We start from the raw sequence: 21,541 nt of genomic DNA, 5'->3' as shown, positions 1-21,541 counted from the left end.
AGTTCCAAAAATAGCAAAAAATCTGCACAAATCAAGGGCGGGAAGCCGCTTTGGCTCCTTTTTTAACGGCCAGGGAGGATAACTCCCTAGACTTCCCCAACTAATCAACATTTTATTAACATTGTCGAAAAACGGGCCGGCCTAGCCGACCATGCTTCGAACCTGGTTCCTGCCCCGGGACTTGATACTATCAAGCAGGTCGTCCACCTTTTTCAGGAGCCTCTCGTGGTCGAATTCGTTGTCATCACGACAGGAGACGACCCCGCCGCTAATAGTCACGTTCAGGAGGGGGAATTCCTTCCACATGAGAGCGCACACCCTCTCGCGGAACTGGTCCGCCTTCATGAAGGCATCCACATCGGAATCCGAGGACAGCACATAGAGGAAAGTATCCTCCCCATAGCGCGCCGCGCATTCACCCTCCCCCTCGTCGGCCGTGGATTGCAGGAGAACGGAGATGTCGCAGACCACCTTGTCGCCGAAGACATGGCCATAGGCCTCGTTGATATCCCTGAATCCGTCAACGCAGAACATGAACAGGTAGAAGCGGCTCCTATTGTGCCAGACGATATTCTCGAAATACTGGATAACGTAACGGCGGTTGTAGAGCCCCGACAAGGGATCGCGCTTGGAAAGGTAATCGAGTTTTTTTACCAGCGATTCCGTCTTGGCCCTCTCCTTGGTAAAGGCGTTCACGACAAAGGTCCCGATGCAGAAGATGGCAAAGGAGACGATGACGTACGAAAGCACCACGTCAACAGCGTAGATGGACGTCGGCACCACATTCAGGAACTTCCGGATAAGGTCCACGTCCATGAGCGAAACAACCATTACGCCCGCAATCCAGAGCATGACTATCCAGAAGGCAATCCACTTGTGCCGCGCTTTCACCGGCGCCACGGCGTCTACAAGCATGACGGCGCAACAATACATGGGCATGCCGCTCCAGATTCCCCCGCAAAAGAAGAATATGGCCGGGACAAGCAGCAGTCCCACCACATAGAACATCGCCATGTAACCGACATCGTAGCGGCGGCTCCTCACGGAAACAAGGCCTATACCCAGCAGCAAGAGCCCCGAAACGACGCAAGCGAGGGCTCCCCAGACACTCTGGCCCTCAAGATACGTAACCGCAGCGGAGGCGACCGTTACGACGATTTCGACCAGGAACACGATCCAAAAGAGGCGCTTTTCGACCGAGTCCTGGGCCTTCCAAAAATCACGAAAAAAAGCAAACATATCTATAACCTTGTCTCCATAATATAAACCGAAAAAAAAGCACCAAAAAATTTTTCTCCTTTTATTATATTTTAAGTTGGAATTAAACAGAATATCCGGGAAGGCATCCATGGAACTCACTCCGCTAGACATCCGCAACCAGACTTTCCACAAGAAATCCCTCGGGGGAATCGACGCCGAGGAGGTAAAAGCCTTCTTGGAAACGGCCGCAAACGCCTTCGAACAACTTTCCAGGAACCGGACGGACCTTACCGAACGGCTGAAAATCGCCGAAGAACGCGTAAACTACTACCGTCAAATCGAGAAGACCATCCAGGACGCCGTCATCACCATGCAGCGCACCGTCGACGAGGTGAAGGCCACTGCCGAAAAAGAAGCCGAACTGATTGTTGCAGAAGCGAAGGCCAGGGCCGTCCGCGAAGTCGAGACCACCAAGAAACAGGCCGAAGACCTCCGCGCCGAAATCGAACAGCTGAAGCAGCTCCGCAGCAACTACTTTATACGTTGCCGCGCCCTCATCCGCGGCCAGGAAGAACTCCTCTCCGCCATGGAAAACGACCAGTCCGACCTCCGGAGCGCCCCCCAGCGTGAACAGCCCAAGCCGGCCAGCGCGCCCCTCGGTCCCGTAGGCAACGTCCTCGCCTAGCCTCCCCGTTCAACACATGCGAGTCAACATCAAGGTCCACGCAAAGAGCAAGCGCGAAAGCGTGACTCCGCAACCCGACGGCACCCTCAAGGTCGAAGTCAAGGCGCCACCCGTCGAGGGCGCCGCGAACGAGGCCATCTGCGAACTGCTCGCCTCCTATTACAAAGTCCACAAGCGCGACGTGAAAGTCGTCATCGGGTCGACCAACAACAAGAAAGTCGTCGAGATTTCCGGGCTATAGATTCCGAAAAGGCCTTTGCCCCGCAAATCCAGGTCACAAAAAAATCCCTCAGGAACACATTCCCGAGGGACTTGATTTTATCTAAGGAAAACTTTTACTTCGTCAAGGTGAACCTGAACGTCTTGCCGCCACGGACAGGCCTTGCAATGAACATGCCGCCATTACGGACAAGTTCCGCCGTCTTCGCCTTGACATCGGATGCGCTTCTAGCTTCGACCTTTCCAAGGAACATGCCGTTCACATCGTAAATGCCGTAAGCGACCGGAGCGTTATCCGCGGCAAACTTCGCGCCCGCAATCGGCGTAGTATCGCCACCGATCGGTTCGGGGTCATCCGCGTCCTTGCCCTTCACGAAGGTGAAGTAGTCCACGTCCATCCAGTCACCGACCACCGTAAAGCGGAGAATATGTTCACCCGCAGGGAGCGTCACGTTCTTCTGCACCTTGTTGTAGTCGTCGTAGTTCTCTTCACCATCGTTTTTGGGGACAGAGATATCGCCCGTGAGCTCGTTGCCATCGAGGGTCATGTTGAAACCGGAAGTCGCATTGGCAGATGCCACAGCGGCAAAGAAGGTGTAGTCACCCGCTTCCTTCACGTTCACCGTGTATTCGAGCCATTCGCCAGCCTGGTTGTAACCCACGATGTAGCCGGTCGCCTTCTTGTAGATATCGACACCCGTGCCTTCGCGGTAGTTGGTCTCGCCGTGATCATCGGAGTCATTTTCGTTGTAGGTCTTGTTTTCCTTGCCGGTACCCGGGATGTCGAAGTTTTCGGCCTCAATCTTGCCCGGCAAATCGATTGCCTTACCCGTGAACGGTTCGCGAGGAACAGGATCGGCAGGAGTGCCCACGCCCACGAGCGTCACGATGCAGTCCTTAAATTCAGAACTACCCGGATCCATGGTGATGGTCACGGAGCCGTTCTTCACTTCGACTTCGCCTTCATACTTGGCGTTCTTTGCCTGGCTCGTCGTGTACACGTGGAACGTTTCCACATCGGCACCCTTCACGTTAACCGTAACGGTCTTGGAATTCTTGTAATCGCGGTTCACGAGCACCACGATGACGGAGTCGCCTTCGGAACTCTTGTAGGCGCTGGCAAACAGGTTCGATTCGGGCTTGTCCGTCGCTCCCACGCGGATTGCACCCGGACGGATAAAGCGGGCGAACTGGCTCATCACGTAGCCGCGCTTCGAGACCTTGCCGATTTCGTTGGACGGTATCTGGAGTTTGTTGCCGAAGTCCTTCTCCATGATGAGGCCGTAGCAACGGCGGATATACCACCAGGTGTACTGATTGAAGTTGCCTACGACCATCGCGCGGTGAATTTCGTAAGCCACGTCCATGGCGTTCACAGTATCGCGCTTGTTCTGGTTCGCCTGGTCACCCGTATTCGTAATCGTACGCCAGTAGTTGCCGCTGCCCTGGCTTTCGGTGTAGTGTTCCGTCATCCAGCGTTCTACGCCCTTCTGGTCTGCCAAAGAATACTGAAAGAAGTTGTCTCCAGTCGTTCTGTCGCTCGCATAGAAGTGTGCACCGAGAATGTCCCAGTTCTTGAGGGCAGAAGCATCGTTCAGTACCTTGTTGTAAAGGTTCTTGTCGTAGCGGAAAGATTCCGTCGAAATCACCTTGGTGCCGTTCTTGCGCATCTGATCGGCGTAGCCCTTGGTGAAGTTGTAGATTTCGTCGGCGCTCCAGCAGGCCCATTCACCGCACCAGTCCGGTTCGTTGCTGATGGAAATTGCATACAAAGGAACGCCCTGATTCTTCATGTAGGCAGTAAAGCTATTCAGGTGATCCACGTACTTCTGGTAGTTCGAGGAAGCCATATGCTGGTTTGCCCCCGCATACGGGGAAGTCCACGGAGTTGCATACAAGATAAAGTCATCGCCAGCGTATTTCTTGGCGTACTTCGCAGCCTGCACTTCCTTGTTGAAGTCGTTGGAGCTTGCATATACGGGAATGCGCAGCGTATTGAGGCCAATCTGGCCATCGCCCGTACCGAATGCAAGCTTGGCATCGGCTTCGGAGAGTCCGCCTCCGCCCTGCCATTGGTTATGGACCATGCCGCCGAAGCCGCGAATGACCTGATGCTCTTCATCCAGGTTCACATTCACGGTCGACGCCATGGCCATCGGTGTCAGGATTCCACAACCAAAAACCCAAGCGGCTGTCCTGACAAGACCTGCAAAAGTCGCAACTTTTTTCATTTTAACACCTTTTTACACCAAAAATGACAACATTGCCATCCCTACGCTATAAATTTATCCACAAAAAGCAACTTTTCCCCACGCCGGACAAATTTTTCCATTTACGTTTTGGCAATAAAAAATAGGGAGGGTTTCTCACGGCTCACCCTCCCTAAGACCCTCCCGACACTCGACACAAGTGTCTTCGTGGGCACCTTCGGTGCGTGAAAAGAGCCCCGGAGCGGGGCTCCGGGGCACTTCATGACGCTCTTGAGAAGCATCAATCTGGATGTGTGGTGTTTAGGGACTCTTTTATGGTATTACTTTGCCGTATTCACCATGAATTTCTTGTTGCCGGTCAGGGAACGGAGCATGTACACGCCCTGGTTGAAGCCTGCCGCACGGAGGGCCTCGCCTGCAGTCGCACCGTCCAGGCGGATCTTACCGACCATGGCGCCCTTCAGGTCAAACACGCGGTAAGTTTCGTACGGTACTGCCTTGAACGTGACGGCTTTCCCAATGGCATCCGTGCCAATCGGTTCCGTATCCGGTGCATCCTTGCCTTCGAGGATATTGAAGTAGTCGATATCGAACCAGGAACCGACAACCGTGAGCCTCAGGACATGTTCGCCCGCGGGGAGCTTGATGTTCGCCTTGACCTTGTTGTAATCGTCGTAGTTTTCCTCGCCTTCGGTGGCTGCGGGCACGGAGATTTCTTCGGTAATGTCCGTCCCGTCGAGGGAGAACTTGAAGCTCGAGGTGTTACCGGCGGCAGCAACTGCGGCATAGAGCGTGTAGTCGCCTTCCTTCGCCACGTTGACAGTGTATTCAAGCCATTCGCCTTCGGTATTGTAGCCCACGATGACACCCGTCGCCTTCTTATAGAGGTCAACGCCGGTGCCTTCGCGGAGGTCGCTGTCGCCGTGGTTCTCGGAATCGGATTCGTTGTAGGAATCGACATCGCCACCGCGACCCGTGCCCGGTTCATCGAAGTTTTCGGCCTCGATCTTGCCCGGAACAGCCCAGGCCTTGCCACCGAACGGCTTCTGCGGTTCCGGCGGAGTCGTACCGCTGCCTTCAAAGCCCCAGGCCTTGATAGCCATGGTAGAATCCCTGCTGCCCTTGAACACGAGGAACACCTGTTCCACGATTCCCTTGAGGCCAGTGACTTCGCAGGAATTCTCGGCAAAGGTATTCTTGTTACCGGTATTCTTGAGCGTGCAAGTGCCAGCGAGCGTACCCGTCGCAGAACCCGTGTGGATTTCAACCTTGTCGCCATCAGCCGTGCTTGCGGCCTGCACCACGAAGCCCGTCGCGGCAGTACCGAAGTCAACGCCACTCACGCGGATCCAGGATTCCTTCGTGGAAAGCGGGAGCAACAGGTGTTCGGCAACCTTGCCCGGAGTCCAGTTGGAACGGCTGCGAATGCCCTTCTGCTTGGAACTCGTGAGTGCCGGGTACCAATCGTACGGGTCAAAGTTCTCGATCTGTTTCGGGCCTTCCTTCGTGAAGGTCAGTTCCTTCATGGTGCCGTCGTTGTTGTAGAAGAACTCATCCACGCTCACGCTACGGTGGTATGCGGGTACCGGATTCGCCTGGCCGTCATCGGCAGGAATCTTTTCCAGGCCATCGTAACCGTTCGCAATGCGGCGGTCATGGTAGGCAACGTACCAGTGGCCCTTGAATTCGGCAATGCCATGGTGGTTGTTGTTGTTCGCGTTGATGTTCTGCCCGTTAATGCTCGGGTTACCCATGAAGATGCCCTTGTATTCGTAGGGGCCCATCGGGTTGTTGGACATGCCGTAAGCAATACGCAGGTCGGCAGTGCTGTAAGACAGGTAATACTTGCCCTTGTACTTGTGGATGTACGAGGCTTCCATCGCCTTCGGGCCACCGATCTTCAGGTGAGTCTTGGAACTCACATCGAAGCCCTTCATGTCCTTGTTGAGCTTGTAGATGTTGAAAATGTCGTTGTTGTTGTTATTTGCCGGGCGGCTATCGCTGCTGCCGCCACCAAACGTGAAGTAGCCCGTACCGTCGTCATCGAAGAAGATTGCCGGGTCAAAGCACCAGCCGATGCCGTCGCAGTCCGAAATACCGCCACCCCAGTTGTTGATGAGCTTCTTGTTGCCCGAAACAGGGTTCGTCCAGGGGCCGGCAATGCTGTCGGCGCCGATGAGGCCAATGCCGCCACCACCGCCATCGGGGAACACGATGTAAAGCCTGTGATCGTTGGGGTTCACTGCAATGCCGGATGCCCAGATATCGCCGATACCGTCAACCTTGCGGGCATCGTAGATAATGCCGAAGTCGGTCCAGTTCTTCATGTCCTTGGTGCGGAAACCGTAGAGGGCCTTGATGTTGTAGCCGTTGGCATTGGCTGCCGCCGGGTCGTCGGAGTCGGTAATGACGTAGAAGTAGGTGTCATCGGCAGCGGCACCCGGGTCGGCGAGGTAATGGTAGCTGGAAATCGGGTTGTCCGCGAGTGCGGATGCAGCCAGGCCGCATACGGCAGCGAGGCCAAATTTTCCCATGAAAGACATCTTCATTTTACACATCCCTATGTTAAAACGGCAAAATTGCCCTTTCTTGACTATAATCTACCTCCGAAAATGGCGTTTTTCCTACCCACGAGCAGACTTCTCATTGACTATTTATCAATAACAACTAGGGAGGGGAGCGCAAAAAAAAGCGCCCCGGGACTAATCCCGAGGAGCTTTATGACGCCGTAAAGGCGCCGGTCTGGATGTGTGGTGTTTAGGGACTCTTTTAGGCCGTGTACGGACTTATTCCGCAACCCTAGCCATAAACTTCTTTTCGCCGCGCAGAGAACGGAGCATGTACATACCCTTGCTGAATCCGGCCGCACGGAGCACATCGCCCACATGCGCACCATCGAGATTCACCGTACCCACCTGTTTGCCCTTCAGGTCGAACACGCGGTAGGTGTAAGACCCGAACGAGTTGAACTGGGCGACAGTCTTGATCGCGGTAGTGCCTTCGAGCGGGTCGGAATCTTCGGCATCCTTGCCCGCGACGAAGTTGATGTAGTCGATATCCATCCAGTCGCCCGTAACAGTGAACCGGAGGATATGTTCGCCCGCGGGGAGCTTCACGTTGGCAGAAACCTTGTTGTAGTCGTCATAGTTCTCTTCGCCGGAACTTGCCTGCGGGACGGCAATCGCATCGGTGATGTTCTCGCCATCGATGGAGAGCTGGAAACCGGAAGTGCTATTGGCGGACGCGACGGCGGCAAACATGGTGTAGTCACCCGCTTCCTTCACGTTCACGGTGTATTCGAGCCATTCGCCGGCCTGGTTGTAACCCACGATTACGCCGGTAGCCTTCTTGTACAGGTCGACCCCGGTACCTTCACGCAAGTCGCTATCACCATGGTTCTCGGAATCGTTCTCGTTGTAGGAATCGACACCCGCGCCGCGGCCCGTACCCGGTTCGTCAAAGTTTTCCATCTCGATCTTGCCGGGGATAGCCCAGGCCTTGCCGCCAAACGGCTTCTGCGGTTCCGGAGGCGTGGTGCCACTGCCCTCGAAGCCCCAAGCCTTCACGTACATGGTAGAATCCTGGTTGCCCTTGAACACGAGGAACAGCTGGTTCACGATGCCCTTGAGGCCATCGACTTCGCACTTGTTTTCGGCATAGGTATTCTTGTTGCCGGTATTCTTGAGCGTGCAGGTACCTGCGAGCGTACCCGTCGCAGAACCCGTGCGGATTTCAATCTTGTTGCCGTCAGCAGCACTCGAAGCCTCGACAGTAAAGCCCGTTGCCGCAGTACCGAAGTCCACGCCACTCACGCGGATCCAGGATTCCTTGCTGGAAAGCGGAATCAGCACGTGTTCGGCCTTCTTGCCCTGCACAAAGTTAGAACGGCTGCGGATGCCCTTCTGCTTGGAACTCGTGAGCGCCGGATACCAGTCGTACGGGTCGAAGTTCTCGATCTGCTTCGGGCCTTCGTCCGTCACCTTCACCGTCTGAATCGTACCGTCGTTGTTGTAGAACATTTCGTCTACAGAAACGCTGCGGTGGTAACCTTCGTTCGGCTTCGGCTGACCGTCATCGGCCGGAATAATTTCAAGTCCGTTATGGCCCTTGGCAATACGGCGGTCATGGTACACCACATAGGAATGTCCCTTGAATTCGGCAATACCGTGGTGGTTGTTGTTGCCGTTGATACTCCTGCCGTTCATGCTCGGGTCGCCAAGAATCGTGCCCTTCCAGGTGTACGGGCCCATGACGTTGTTCGACATGCCGTAGTCGATGGTAGGCGCACCCTGCTGCCAGCCGGTACTGTAAGAGAAGTAGTAATTGCCCTTGTGCTTATGGATGTACGACGCTTCAAGCATCTTGCGGGTCGGCAGGTTATTCACCTTCACGTGAGAGCCGTTACCCACCGGAGCATCCTTCGCATCGTTCAGCTTGACAATATCAAAGTTGTCGGTATTCGGGCGGCTGTTGCTTTCGCCACCGCCCCATGTGACGTAGGTCGTACCGTCGTCATCGATAAAGATACCCGGGTCGAAACACCACGAGACACCGTCACAGCCGATAATGCCACGGCCACCGACCAACTTGTCCTTGCCCTGGCCCACGGCATTTGTCCACGGGCCGTCGATTGCAGGCGCCTTGATGTAGCCGATACCGCCGCCACCGCCATCGGGGAACACGATGTAGAACGTGCCGTTATGCACCGCAATACCGGATGCCCAAATATCGTTAATGCCGTTCACCTTGCGGGCATCGTAAATAATGCCGTAGTCAGTCCAGTTCTGCATATCCTTGCTGCGGAATGCATAGAGGGCGTAAATCTTGTAACCATTGGAATTGTACGGAGCCGGGTCATCGGAGTCCGTGATGATGTAGAAATATTCGTCGTCGGCAGCGGCACCGGGGTCGGCCAGATAATGGTAGGTAGAAATCGGGTTATCGGCAAGTGCAGAACCAAAGAGACCGCACGCAAGAGCCAAACCAAGCTTTCCCTTGGAAATCTTCTTCATATTAACATCCCATATTCAACCGCGACACCGCAGTCTAACCATTATAAAATTTACCATCCCCACGTGCATTTTTAACAACCATTCAAACAAAAACCATTGACGTTTTGTCCACGGGCACCTTCGGTGCGTTTAACGTTTATTTACAAAAAGGCCCCCGGCAGTCTGCCGGGAGCCTTTCAAACACAAGAGAGAGTTTGTACTAACAAAGATTGAACAGTTTTATTTCGTCACGCGGGCCATAAACTTCTTGTTTCCGTTCACCTGCTTGAGCATGTAGGCGCCCTGCCTGTAGCCCGCAGCCTTGAGCACCTGGGCCACAGAGGCACCGCTGGCAAGTTCCACCTTGCCGAGCATCGTACCCGCAAGGTCAAACACCTGGTAAGTAGCAGCGCTGCTCACATGGAACTTAATCCCATTCGAAATCGCGGTGGTGCCAATCGGTTCCGGGTCCGTCGCATCCTTGCCTTCCACGAAGGTGAAGTAGTCGATATCGAACCAGTCGCCCGTAACCGTCATACGCAGGATATGTTCACCCGCAGTGAGCGTCACGTTCCTCTGTACCTTGGCATAGTCATCGAAGCTGCCCTCGACATCAGTCTTGGCGGCAAGGATAGTATCCGTAATGTCCTTGCCATCGACCGACATCACGAAGCCCGCATTCTGGTTGTCCGTCGCCACGGCGGCAAAGAACGTGTAGTCGCCATCCTTCGCGACATTGATGGTGTATTCAAGCCATTCGCCGGACTGGTTGTAGCCCACGATAATCCCGGTCGCATTCGCGTAAAGGTCAACAGACGGGGCATCTTCCTTGCGGTAGGCGACCTTCGCGGAATCCGCAGCACTCTTGGCCTTTTCATAGCCATGGTTCTCGGAATCGTTGTCGCTGTAGGTATCGTTACCCGCGCCGTAGCCCGGCACGTCGAAGTCTTCGGCCTGGATCTTGCCCGGAACGGCCCAAGCCTTGCCGCCGAACGCAGTCTGCGGCTCAGGTTCGCGCTTGGTGCCCTGGAATTCCCATTCAAGGATGCCCATGGTAGAATCCTTAGAGCCCTTGAACACGAAGAACAGCTGATCGACAACGCCGGTAAGGCCGCTCATTTCGCAGTCGTTATCGGCATAATCCTGCCAGCCGCTAGTCTTTGCAAGGTTGCAGGTACCGGCGAGCGTACCCGTCGCACTTCCCTTGCGAATTTCAATCTTGTTGCCATCGCCCACGTTCGCGGCCTTGATGCGGAGATTCTCGGCACCGTTACCGAAGTCCACGCCACTCACGCGAATCCAAGATTCCTTGGATGCCTGCGGAGTCAGCACGTGCTTCACCGGCTGGCCCTTGGTCCAGTCCGTACGGCTGCGGATATTAAGTTGTTTAGAACTCGTCGTTGCCTTGTACGTCCTGTACGGGTCAAAGTTCTTGATTTGCTTCGGGCCTTCGCGGGTAAAGGTGAGCTTGTTCATCTTGTCGCCACTCCAGGTGAGTTCGTCGATGGACACGCTCCTGTGGTTCTCGTAGTTCGGGTTCACCGAGCATACGCCCTGCTGGGTACAGGCTGTCGGGTGGTTGTCAGATGTCACCAAGCGGCGATCGTGATACACGGCATACCACTTGTCCTTAAAAGGAGCGAAGCCCTGGTGGTTGTTACCGCCTTCGCCATGAGCGTCTGGCACAGAGCCAATCCCCGGAATGACCGTACCCACAAAGGTATAGGGGCCCCAGATATTGTTAGACATACCATAATCAATCACCTGACTACGGTTGTTGAAACTCAGGTAATAGGTGCTACCCTTCTTGTGCAGGTAAGGAGCTTCGAAGGAGTTCGGCAAAGAAACCTTCTTAAGAGAATTCTTGTCGAAAGTAATCTTGCCGTTGCTTTCGGTAAAACTGATAATGTCGAAGTTGTTGCCATACGGGCGGCTGGAACTTTCGCCACCACCGAAAATCACGTAACCCTTGCCGTCGTCATCAATCAAGATGCCCGGGTCAAAGCAATGCGCAATGCCGTCGCAGCCACCGATAAGGCTACCGCCACCTGCAATTCTATTGACACCATGAGTTTCCTTGACAGGATCGATATACGGGCCGTCAATCGCAGGCGCCGTAATCATGCCCACGCCGCTCGCGCCATCGGGGTAAACGATATAGACCTTACCGTTCTTGACGGCGATGCCCGAAGCCCAGGTGTTGTTCGGGTAGTTGCCGAATTCGCGCTTGGAACGGAAAATCATGCCATGGTCGGTCCAGTTCTTCATGTCTTCGGAAGTGAACGCGAAAAGGCCGACGATGTCGTAGTTCCAGTTGGTCTGGTTGTTGTAGTCGTCGACGTCGGTCAGGATGTAGAAGGTATCACCATCGGAGGCGCAAGAGGGGTCCGCCAGGTAATGGTAAGAGGATATCGGGTTGTCGGCAAGGCCGAAGGTAGCAAGGCCTGCGCCCAGGCAGAGCGCGCCCACGCTTTTCCACACGTTCATAAAAACTCCTTATGAGGGGAAGCCCGTGAGCAACATCCACACCACAAACATCCCTTTGATAATAAAGATACCCCAAAAAAACAAAAAATGTACCGTTCGTCACGGCACATTCATTGATAAATTGTCAAGGCAACTTTGGCCAAATTCGGCTAAAAAACGCTATTCTGGGTCCCTTGCGACAAACTTGGAATAACCGAACACCTCGATATCGTCGATCCAGAACTCACCGCCCGTACCGCCGAAGATGGATATGTCGGTAATGTTGCGCTTCACGACATCCCAGCCGAGGTTTCCGCCGATATTGTTGCTATCGGGCTCAAGGAAATCGGAAGGCGTCACCACGAAGCGGTTCCAGACAGTATCCACATCCAAGTGGACCCAGGCCTTACCGCTCGTAAGTTCGGACGTGCTATCGACGTTCAGGTCAAGCGAGAACGAAATGTACTTGCGCTTCGCGGTATCCACGATATCGGTGCGGGCCCAGAAGACGATGGAATCGAGATTGCTCATGTCGACCATGCCGCCGAGCGAGCGTCCCATCAGCACCCAGTTGTACGCGGAATCGTTTTCGCACGTGAAATGCGCAGCCTTGCCTTCCCGGCCAAGACCCGCATCCACAGTTTCAATACTGCCATTGGCATTTTCCGAATGCTGGACCTTCCACGCATCGATGCTACCCTCGAAGTCCTCGAAGACAAACGACGGGAGGGAATCCTGCGGGCGGGTATCGATAACCACTGCACTTTCCTGACCGGCACGCACATTGGCAATGGAGGACCCGAGCTTGCGGATGACACGCACCTTGCCCTTCTTGCCCGAATCGTCCACGACAACGCTATCGGTCTGCACGAAGGCGACCATCTCGAAGTATCCCGCAGGGAGCGACTTGAACTCGAAGTTGCCCATACCATCGGCCATAACGCTGTAATCGAGACCCTGAACCGCCACCGTAACCTCGGAGGCATCCTCGTCATCCTCGACCAGCACACGGCCCGAAACAAGACCAGGCTTGCCCAAGTGCAAGGACACACGGCCACCCTCGGTCTGCCACGACCTGTAGTTGAACTTGGAGGCGCCCTTCAGGGAATCGCTCCTGGCCTCGACAATGTAGCTGCCGTAGCCCAGGTTATCCAGAATGAGTTTGCCCGTAGAATCCGTCTCGAAGTTCATGTTCTCGTCCACGAGAGAATCTTCGAGGGAATCAGCCCCGGCCAAGTAGCTGTCGGGGCGAACAATAACGCGAACACGAGCCGCCGGTGACCCATCGGCGAGCTGAACGGAAAGGGCGATGGAATTCTCAGTTTCCATCGATGATCCGGCGACACCGCTGTCTCCACCGGAACACGCGACAATGGCTCCACCCAGTGCCGCCAACCCTAATTTCCACACCCTATTCATCATTTTTTAACTCCTGCGCCTTCCCCCATTATAGCATTTTCAGGGAAGCCTCCTTTTCTGGCGACCGGGTAAAATGCCATAGAAAGTTGCATAACACGGTCAGAATTCTTGGCTTCGTCAACCCGTTTCTGCACTAATCTGCGGAATTCCCTCAGCATATCGCCCAAATCCTCGAAACAGGCCTGGTCTACGGAGAGGGTAAGAGTGGACACGTTGCGCTCGGTAACGGGCACGTTATCCAGGGAATCGCTGGCAAGGGAGAGCACCTGGCGCTGGAACTTGCGGACCGCCTGTGCCTTTTCGGGGCCACCTACCGTGAGGTGCGCATCCGTGAGGGCAAGTCGACCGCTGGCAAGTTTCTTCACCAGGCCCACCTCTTTCAGGATTTCAATAGCCTCGGTAACCTGCTCCTCCGAAATCGGGGGGCAGATGTCCTTTGCAATCTGCTTCACGTTCACCACGCCGCCGTTCAAGTCTAGGTAGGCACGCACGGCAGGGATCCACCAGTTCTCGAGCAGCTTGAGTTCGGCCGCCTGGAGGCTGTGGCGTTCGACATCGCGAAGGGAAAGCGCCTTCGCCATCAATTCTTCTTTCTTAGCCTTGTCCTTGCTTACCGCAGCCGAGAACAGCAGGTCGAAGTATTCGGCCTCGCGACCGCTCAGCGCCAGAATTTCCTTGGCAGCCTGCAACGCATGGGCGGGAAGGTGCTGTTTCTTCTGCAGCACACGGTAGAGGTAGCTGGAATCGAGTCCCAGCTTGTCGCCCATCATGCGGTAGCTGTAGAAGGGCATCTCCGCCTTGCGGCGTTCGTAGTAGTCCTTCAAGAAGTCGCGGTAGTCCGCTATGTCCGAAAAAGTAACCATCAACTATAAAATACCTATTGCAAGGTAGAAAAATTTACATTCCTATCCATCTTTCATTGACTTTTTGTCCACAACCGATATGACATTCGTCACAAAAAGCGCCCAAAAACCCGCTTTTCGAGGCATTTCGCCCCATTTTTTCGTTTTTTCGCCATAGACACGCCGGCTTTCCCTCTTTTTTCTAATATGTAAAAATAAACCATTTTTTTGCAACCTGCGACATTCCGCATACATCAAAATAAGGTATGAACGACAAAGTGATTCTCCAACACCTGAAGGAAGGCAGCCGTGAAGCCCTGGCCATGCTATGGCAGGACCAGAGCGGCAACGTACTGAATCTCGCCTTCAGGATGCTGAAGGACCGCGACCAGGCCGAAGACATCCTCATGGACGTGTTCGTACAGGTACCGAAGGCCGTGCAAGGGTTCCGCGGGCAGGCTGCGCTCAACACATGGCTCTACAGGCTCACCGTAAACGCATGCCTCATGAAGCTGCGCGCACAGAAGCGCCACCGCGATCTCGAAGAAGAGAAGCTCGGCACCATCATCGAGGAGGCCATCGGCAAGCCGGACCCGCAAGACGAAAGCTATGACGCCGAGCTCCTGGAAAAGGGGCTCTCGCAGCTGCCGGCAGAAACGCGCAGCATGCTCTGGCTCAAGGACGCCGAGGATCTCGACGTGAAGGACCTCGCCGAGATCTACGAAATGCCTGAAGGCACCATCAAGGCGAGGCTGAGTCGCGCAAGGCACTTCGTAAGGGACTTTGTAAAGGAACGTATAAAGGAGCGTAAGAATCATGGCTGACAAACTTGACTTCTCCAAGTTCGAAAGGCTTGCCCCCAGGGAAGATTCCTGGGCCAAAGTCTGCGAGCGACTGGACGCGGAAGCGGACGCCGTTTCTGCATCCAAGTTCATTTCCATCAAGAGCTGGTACAGCGCCATCCCGATAGCCGCAAGCCTTGTGCTTATAGGCCTCACAGCGCTTCTTCCCGCCATCAGCAACCAGGCCGAATCTACCGATATCGTCGCCATCGATCGTTCGGCCCCGTCCGAAGTCCTGAGCTGGTATTCCAGCTTGGGCAACTCGACTAGCGACGAGTTCGAAACTTTCGAGGAAACGGTCGGCTTCAGCTATTTAACCAAGGAGTAATACCATGAAAGGATCCAAACTTTTCATCGCAAGCCTTGTCGTGCTTGCTCTTTCCCTCGGGTTCTTCCTGGGGAACTTCTGCGGCAGGTGCAACACTTGCTGCAACAAGGCCGAAACATTCCAGTGCGAACGCCACGGAAAGATGCCGCCTCCCGGACCGCACCACCACGGCGACTTCCACAAGGGGCCGCACGAACATCATGGTGATTTTGGCAAGAGACCCGACGGGCCCAGGTTCAAAGGCCGCATGAATCCGGCAGTCATCGATTCCGTACTGGAAGTGACCCCGGAACAGAAAGCCGCTCTCGACGCCAACCGTGCGAAGGGAGACTCTATCTTCAGGGAACTGAGGACTCAGAAGCACGACGCCGAAAAAGCACTTGGCGAAGCCCTCGAAAAGAATGACGCCGCTGCCATCGAAGCGGCAAAGGCAAAAGTCCTCGACGCGGACAGATCCCTGCTCGAGCACCGCATCAACGGAGTCGCCGCGCTCGGCAAGGTTCTCTCCCAGGAACAGCTCGAAAAGTTCAACAAGTTCCGCAAGGAACAGATGAAAAAGTTCCGCGAAGAGCGCAAGGAACGGCGCCACGGCGACAACCCGCCTCCCCCGGCAAAACCGTAGCGCACCACATAGCCGAATCCATTTCCGGCAAGCAACAAAAGCCTCGGCAGTACCCGCCGGGGCCTTATTTTATAAGAAACACGAAGAGCGATCCGCTATTCGAGGGTCAGAATGTCGCTGAATCCGGTCACGTCGAAAATTTCGCGGATTTCCGGACCCGCATTCTTGATGACCATGGAGCCCTGCTTGTTCATGACCTTCTGGGCCGCAAGCAGAATGCGGAGGCCCGCCGAAGAAATGTAGGCGAGCTTTGCGAAATCGAACACGAGGCTCGTGATACCGTCCAGCTTTCCCTGGATCTCGGCATCGAGCTGGGACGACGTCAGCGTATCCAGGCGCCCTTCGAGAGCGAGAGTCAGGGTTGCGTCTTGCTGTGTTTTGACTATCTGCATGATAACCTCACTAAGTTGTTGCCGTTTAAAGTTTCTTTGTAATGGTGAGAATGTTCTTGCTTCCATCGCGACGGTAAGCCACATCGTCCATCGTCTTCTTCACGATGAACAATCCAAGCCCGCCGATGCTGCGTTCCTCTGCCGAGAGCGTCACATCGGGTTCCTTCGCGCTAGTCGGATCGTACGGGCTTCCGCCATCGATAAAGCTGAGACGCGCCATCAGGTGGGACTTGCATGTCTCGACCGTCAACGTCACCTGGTTCGCGCCCGAGAACTTGACGATGTTGCTGAAGATTTCGTCAATAGCGACATCGATCTGCATCTGCGACTTCATGGAGCCACCCAAAGGTTCGAGCACCTGTTCCACGAACTGCGTCAGGGAAGGCTGGTTTTCGAGTTTCGCATCCACGACAATTTCGTGCTTTTCCCATTCGTTATCCTTGGAACCGATAAACTGCACCGCAAGCATGGTAATGTCATCGAACTGCGGAGCGCCGTTCACGAATTCATCGATACGTTCCTTCACGAAATGACATGCACCGACAGGAGGACGGTTGCCACTTTCCGAAAGGGCCTTCTGCAGTCCCACCGTTCCGAACATCACTTCCTCGGCATTCGTCGCCTCGGTTACGCCGTCGGTGTAAAGGAACAGCATGTCGCCCGGAGCAAGGTCCAAAGACTGCTGCTTGTAGGTCGTCTTTTCGTCGGCTGCGAGCACGAGTCCCGACTTGCTTTTCACATATTCCACGGTTCCGTCCTTGTGGCGGATCGCCGGAGGGTTATGCCCAGCCGATGCAAAGTCCACATGGCCGGTACGCAAGTCCAGGATTCCCATCCACGCGGTCACGAACATGACGGACTTGTTCCGTCGCGCCAGCTCGTAGTTCGTCTCCTCGAGGATTTCCGTAACCGACTGGAGATGCATGGCCACGGTGCGGATTACGATGCGGGACACCATCATGAGCAACGCCGCCGGGACACTCTTGCCCGAAGCGTCGCCCACCACAACGGCGAGGTGATCCTCGTCAATCTTGAAGAAATCGTAGAAGTCGCCGCCTACTTCCTTCGCAGGCTGCATGAGCGGGGCCAGCGAATGCCTGCTGTCGCAGCAGTTTTCTTCGGATTCGTCTTTCGGAAGGATTCCCATCTGGATGCTGTGGGCGAATTCGAGTTCGCGTTCGATACGGTCGAGCCCTTTCTGCTTGTCGACAAATTCCTTTAGCGAAGAACGCATGTCGACAAACGCATCCGCAAGCTGCGAGATTTCGTCTTTGCCCTTGACTTCGGGAATCTCGGTATCAAAATCGCCATGGCCCAGTTTCTCGGCGGCGGCCGCCAACGTTTTCAGCGGGCGCGAGATGCGGAAGGTAATAACGAGGATTATGACGAGCATGATCAAATAGCCGCCGGCACTAATCCACGCAAACACATAGTTCACGGAGCGTTGCTCTTCGAGGAAGGATTCGGCAGGCCACACGATCATGAACGTCCAGTCAATCGTTTCCATCGCCGTGAAATAGATAGCCGCCTCGTCGCCTTCGAACGAGGAACCCAGGAACAGCCCGCTCTTCATGCTGCTCACCGCCTTCTCGAATTCGTCGAACCGCTTGCGCGATGCGCTCTTCGAGATGGAACCAAAATTTTCCTTGAAAGTGATTTCGTCCTTCGGATGCGCGATTACCATATTGCTTGCCGAGAGCACGACCGCATAGCCGTTGTTCGAGACGGGAATGCTCGCCACCATGTCCTTGAGGAATGCGATGGAAATGTCGACGCAGAGGACACCCGCAAACTGCTTCTGGCCCGACGCGGATGTGCTGAAAATCGGAGTCGTGTAGATGACGATGGGTTCCTTGATAAACTGGCCGATGAACGGTTCCTGCCAGATTCCCTTCATGCTATCGCGGGTGCTCGTATACCAGGTCGTCTCCTGGTAATTGCCGCCGTCCGTAATGACATTCCCGTTTTCCGTGTAATGCGCGAGCCGCATGTATTCACCTTCGGGAGCACCCTTAGGAGCCATGCCCGGTTCATAGGCGACAACCACCGCAAGCACCTGGGGCACCGTCGCGCGCACGCCCGAAAGCGACCTCAGCAAGAAGTCGTCGAGTTCGGTTCCTGCAAGTTGCTGGTCGCCAATCTTCACCGCCAGTTCCTCGCCGAAGTTTCGACAAGAACCGAACAGGTTGTTTATGACGGCCACGTTCGCGCGGCTGATTTCTTCGCCCTTCTGCAATAGCAGACGCGACATGCGCTCCTGAATCTGCGAGCTTCCGAAACCGAACAGGGCCGCGAACACGACGCTGATTCCCAAGAGAATCATCGCCGACTGCTTGAACGCCAACCCATGAAAATTAATCTTCATTTCCAAACCTCAAAGGAATCAACTATTCGCCGTTTCCATAAAAGCTAGTTTTTTCGCTCTGCTGTAAAGGTGTTCCGCCCTGCTGCGGTTGACTTCGGACGGGCCATTCAGCTCGTCCAGGCAGCGCGTCAGCTCGAGAACTCCGCCGCCGCGTTTGAGGACGTGGACCGCACAGAGGTTCACCACCGCAAGCGAAGAGTTGATGATATCGAGATCCGTATTGGCAAGCTGGAACGCCGCCAGCTGGTAAGCATCCTCGGAATTTTCCTTTATCATTTTTTCGATATCCCCCAAGGTCTTGAAGCCGAGGAACAGGAAAAGTTTCAGATACCCGACCAGCGATGTCTCATGGATTTCGGCCTGGTTGATAGACGCAATGCGATTGTTCAAGGAATCGAACGGCCGCAGTTCCAAGTAGTTTCCAAAGGAATCTCCGTCCAGCGGCACCTCGTCAAATTTTCCGGAGCGCACCAGCGACTGCACATGGCGCCTGTAGTTGTTGATTCCCGTACGGATAGCGCAGAACTGTTCGTCCGCAAGTTCGAGCATTCCCGCAAGGCGGTTTATGTTGCGCAGGTATTCCTTGGGCACTTCGAACCCGGACTTGTAGCCCGTATCGTGGTCGAGCACCGACCACACATGTTGCAACGCAGTTCGCATCTGGACTTCGAAGCGGATATCGTTCAGCTCGGGGTATGCGGGATCTTCAAAGAGCGCCCTTGGAACGCGGCATATGTAATGGAGCGAGCTGTAGCCAAAGCTGTGGATGTCGTGCATCTTGCGCTTGTCGATGCTGTTTTCCCAGTCGATTTCGAAAATCTCTCCCACGAGAGCTGCAATCTTGTCGACCTCGTCGCTGTAGAACGTGATGACGCGGACGCCCAGTATGTCGGTAAGGTCCAAAAGGCTAGAATACTTTCCCGCCTTGCGTTCGAGCTTGCCCGCGAGACTGTCTTCCGCCTTGATTCTCGCTTCGAGCGCATTGATGTAGATGCTGTTGGAAGCGATACTTTCCGAAAGAATGTTTTTCACCACCTGCAAAAGCTTTTCGAATGTCGCATGTTTTTCGCGGTATTCTTCGAGAATCATGGTCTCCCTGGGAGGAAGCCCGTAATCGACCACATCTTTCTTTTCCATCATACGCCTCCAAAAACTTTTTCGATTGTCCCGGCAAACTCCTTATAGGCAAAGGTCGCGTCGAGACTCGAAAGCGCACGGGCGAGCCCGCGGAAATGCCATTCGTGCGAAGCCTTGTCCTTGACGCAGAACAGGTCCCACACCTTGTCGCCAATGGCTTGGTAGTCGCGGTAAATGGCACGGATATTGCTCAACTTGTCGGCGAGCGCAACGATTTTCACGTCGTTTGCAGCCGTCGAGAGACGGTCGATAGCCTCTTCCTTGCGGAGCCTCCAGTTTTCCTCGCGGCTCTTGCCCGGAAATTCCACGTCCGATTCCGCCTCGACAAGGCTTGCGACGCGCTTGCCGAATTCGCGTTCGATTTCCCGGAACGTGACCGCGGTATCTTCGACAGTATCGTGCAGGACCGCTGCGGCCAAAAGTTCCTGGTCGTTAGTCATGGTAGCGGCAATGGAGACGGCCTCCAGCGGATGGACAATGTAGGGAAACCCCTTGCCCTTGCGTTCAACGCCCTGGTGAGCCTTTACGGCAAAAACAATCGCCTTGTCAAGTAATGAAGTATCCATGTTCATAATGTAATAAAATTTCTATATTTAGCTCCGCAACAATAACCGCTTTTGCGGAAAGGATTAATCTATGTCGAAACTGACTGATTCTCAGGAATGGAAGGCCCTCGAGGCCCACGCCGAAGTCGCCAAGACTTGGCACATGAAGGAACTCTTCGCGAAGGACCCGGCCCGTGCCGAGAAGTTCAGCCTGGAAGCCTGCGGACTCTTCCTGGACTACTCCAAGAACATCATCACCGACGAAACCATGGCCAAGCTCCAGGACCTGCTCAAGTCCGCGAACTTCGAAGACATGCGCAAGAAGTACTTCGCCGGCGAGAAGATTAACACCACCGAAAAGCGCGCCGTGCTCCACACCGCGCTCCGCTACAAGGGTAATGATCCGATTTGCGTCGACGGCAAGGACGTGATGCCCGAAGTCCGCGCAGTTCTCAAGCACATGGAAGACTTCACCCACCTCGTCCGCAGCGGTAAGTGGAAAGGCCACACCGGCAAGTCCATCAAGTACGTGGTGAACATCGGTATCGGCGGTTCTGACCTCGGTCCGGTGATGGTCACCGAAGCCCTCAAGCCGTATGCCGACAAGCCGATTGCCGGCGAATACTCCCCGGAAGTCTACTTCGTTTCTAACATCGACGGCACCCACATGGCCGAGACCCTCAAGAAGGTGAACATCGAAGAAACGCTCTTCATCGTCGCTTCCAAGACCTTCACGACCCTCGAGACCATGACGAACGCCGAAACGGCCAAGGCAGCAGTTCTCAAGGCCTTCAATGGCGACGAAAAGTCCATCGCCAAGCACTTCGTGGCGCTCTCCACCAACACCGAAGCCGTCGCTGCCTTCGGTATCGACACCGCGAACATGTTCGAATTCTGGAACTGGGTCGGCGGTCGCTACTCCCTGTGGTCTGCCATCGGCCTCTCCATCGCTCTCCGCATCGGCTTCGAGAACTACATGAAGCTCCACCAGGGCGCCTACGAAATGGATCAGCACTTCAAGACTGCTCCGGCCGACAAGAACATGCCGGTGATCCTCGCCCTCATCGGCGTGTGGTACAACAACTTCTTCGGCGCTTCCAGCTACGCGATGCTCCCGTACGACCAGTACCTGCACCGCCTGGCCGCCTACTTCCAGCAGGCCGACATGGAATCCAACGGCAAGACCGTTGACCGCGATTCCAAGCGCGTGAACTACCAGACGGGTCCGATCCTCTGGGGCGAACCGGGTACCAACGGCCAGCACGCCTTCTACCAGCT

At 55.0% G+C, this 21,541-nt stretch carries 17 protein-coding genes; 6 read left to right on the top strand and 11 right to left on the bottom strand.

Translation table 11 applies throughout. From position 1 onward, the window contains the following. Nucleotides 1-141: 141 nt before the first annotated feature. Complete coding sequence (locus B2310_RS02285; RefSeq protein ID WP_173382194.1) at nucleotides 142-1,239, bottom strand: GGDEF domain-containing protein; 1,098 nt, start codon at nucleotides 1,237-1,239, stop codon at nucleotides 142-144. Nucleotides 1,240-1,348: 109 nt separating this feature from the next. Between B2310_RS02285 and B2310_RS02280 the strand changes: the two genes are divergently transcribed. Then, nucleotides 1,349-1,885: a DivIVA domain-containing protein gene (locus B2310_RS02280; RefSeq protein WP_173382193.1), complete on the top strand. Its 537-nt coding sequence runs from the start codon at nucleotides 1,349-1,351 to the stop codon at nucleotides 1,883-1,885. A 16-nt stretch (nucleotides 1,886-1,901) separates the two neighbouring features. Then, on the top strand, nucleotides 1,902-2,126 hold the full coding sequence (locus B2310_RS02275; protein WP_173382192.1) for a DUF167 domain-containing protein: 225 nt from the start codon (nucleotides 1,902-1,904) through the stop codon (nucleotides 2,124-2,126). 94 nt (nucleotides 2,127-2,220) lie between these two features. Here B2310_RS02275 and B2310_RS02270 read toward each other — a convergent pair whose 3' ends face one another. From B2310_RS02270 to B2310_RS02245, 6 genes are all read right to left on the bottom strand, one after another. Beyond that, complete coding sequence (locus B2310_RS02270) at nucleotides 2,221-4,335, bottom strand: carbohydrate-binding protein (protein WP_290728389.1); 2,115 nt, start codon at nucleotides 4,333-4,335, stop codon at nucleotides 2,221-2,223. 299 nt (nucleotides 4,336-4,634) lie between these two features. After that, the gene (locus tag B2310_RS02265) at nucleotides 4,635-6,863 is read right to left on the bottom strand and encodes a carbohydrate-binding protein (protein WP_290728387.1); all 2,229 of its coding nucleotides are present in this window, start codon (nucleotides 6,861-6,863) and stop codon (nucleotides 4,635-4,637) included. A gap of 237 nt (nucleotides 6,864-7,100) precedes the next feature. Further along, nucleotides 7,101-9,326, bottom strand: coding sequence for a carbohydrate-binding protein (locus tag B2310_RS02260; protein WP_290728385.1), 2,226 nt, complete (start codon nucleotides 9,324-9,326; stop codon nucleotides 7,101-7,103). 219 nt (nucleotides 9,327-9,545) lie between these two features. Beyond that, nucleotides 9,546-11,792 carry a carbohydrate-binding protein gene (locus B2310_RS02255; RefSeq protein WP_290728383.1) on the bottom strand — a complete coding sequence of 749 codons (2,247 nt, stop codon included), beginning with the start codon at nucleotides 11,790-11,792 and terminating at the stop codon, nucleotides 9,546-9,548. 159 nt (nucleotides 11,793-11,951) lie between these two features. Next, nucleotides 11,952-13,193 carry a hypothetical protein gene (locus B2310_RS02250; protein WP_290728381.1) on the bottom strand — a complete coding sequence of 414 codons (1,242 nt, stop codon included), beginning with the start codon at nucleotides 13,191-13,193 and terminating at the stop codon, nucleotides 11,952-11,954. Beyond that, complete coding sequence (locus tag B2310_RS02245; protein ID WP_072809239.1) at nucleotides 13,190-14,053, bottom strand: DUF4423 domain-containing protein; 864 nt, start codon at nucleotides 14,051-14,053, stop codon at nucleotides 13,190-13,192. The genes B2310_RS02250 and B2310_RS02245 overlap by 4 nt, the downstream gene beginning before the upstream one ends. A 245-nt stretch (nucleotides 14,054-14,298) precedes the next feature. Between B2310_RS02245 and B2310_RS02240 the strand changes: the two genes are divergently transcribed. The 3 genes from B2310_RS02240 to B2310_RS02230 are packed head-to-tail and all read left to right on the top strand — an operon-like array spanning nucleotide 14,299 to nucleotide 15,824. Continuing rightward, complete coding sequence (locus B2310_RS02240) at nucleotides 14,299-14,856, top strand: RNA polymerase sigma factor (RefSeq protein ID WP_173382189.1); 558 nt, start codon at nucleotides 14,299-14,301, stop codon at nucleotides 14,854-14,856. Further along, on the top strand, nucleotides 14,849-15,202 hold the full coding sequence (locus B2310_RS02235; protein ID WP_173366540.1) for a hypothetical protein: 354 nt from the start codon (nucleotides 14,849-14,851) through the stop codon (nucleotides 15,200-15,202). The genes B2310_RS02240 and B2310_RS02235 overlap by 8 nt, the downstream gene beginning before the upstream one ends. Nucleotides 15,203-15,206: 4 nt before the next feature. Then, nucleotides 15,207-15,824 carry a hypothetical protein gene (locus B2310_RS02230; RefSeq protein WP_173366541.1) on the top strand — a complete coding sequence of 206 codons (618 nt, stop codon included), beginning with the start codon at nucleotides 15,207-15,209 and terminating at the stop codon, nucleotides 15,822-15,824. 95 nt (nucleotides 15,825-15,919) lie between these two features. Here B2310_RS02230 and B2310_RS02225 read toward each other — a convergent pair whose 3' ends face one another. Genes B2310_RS02225 through B2310_RS02210 form a run of 4 tightly spaced genes read right to left on the bottom strand, consistent with a single transcriptional unit; the run spans nucleotide 15,920 to nucleotide 20,284 of the window. Continuing rightward, nucleotides 15,920-16,216 (bottom strand): STAS domain-containing protein, encoded by a 297-nt coding sequence (locus tag B2310_RS02225; protein ID WP_173366542.1) that lies wholly within the window; start codon nucleotides 16,214-16,216, stop codon nucleotides 15,920-15,922. Between the two features lie 25 nt (nucleotides 16,217-16,241). Further along, on the bottom strand, nucleotides 16,242-18,581 hold the full coding sequence (locus B2310_RS02220; RefSeq protein ID WP_290728378.1) for a SpoIIE family protein phosphatase: 2,340 nt from the start codon (nucleotides 18,579-18,581) through the stop codon (nucleotides 16,242-16,244). Nucleotides 18,582-18,599: 18 nt separating this feature from the next. Next, nucleotides 18,600-19,721, bottom strand: a complete 1,122-nt coding sequence (locus tag B2310_RS02215) for a GTP pyrophosphokinase (protein ID WP_290728376.1) — start codon at nucleotides 19,719-19,721, stop codon at nucleotides 18,600-18,602. Then, the gene (locus B2310_RS02210; protein ID WP_290728374.1) at nucleotides 19,718-20,284 is read right to left on the bottom strand and encodes an HD domain-containing protein; all 567 of its coding nucleotides are present in this window, start codon (nucleotides 20,282-20,284) and stop codon (nucleotides 19,718-19,720) included. The genes B2310_RS02215 and B2310_RS02210 overlap by 4 nt, the downstream gene beginning before the upstream one ends. 70 nt (nucleotides 20,285-20,354) lie before the next feature. Here B2310_RS02210 and pgi point away from each other — a divergent pair. Continuing rightward, a partial coding sequence (gene pgi, locus B2310_RS02205; protein ID WP_290728372.1) for a glucose-6-phosphate isomerase occupies nucleotides 20,355-21,541 on the top strand: 1,187 nt, incomplete at its 3' end.

The organism is Fibrobacter sp. UBA3629 (assembly GCF_002374005.1).
Classification (GTDB): domain Bacteria; phylum Fibrobacterota; class Fibrobacteria; order Fibrobacterales; family Fibrobacteraceae; genus Fibrobacter.
The sequence above is the reverse complement of the archived record's forward strand: the minus strand, read 5'-3'. Positions and strand labels throughout refer to the sequence as shown.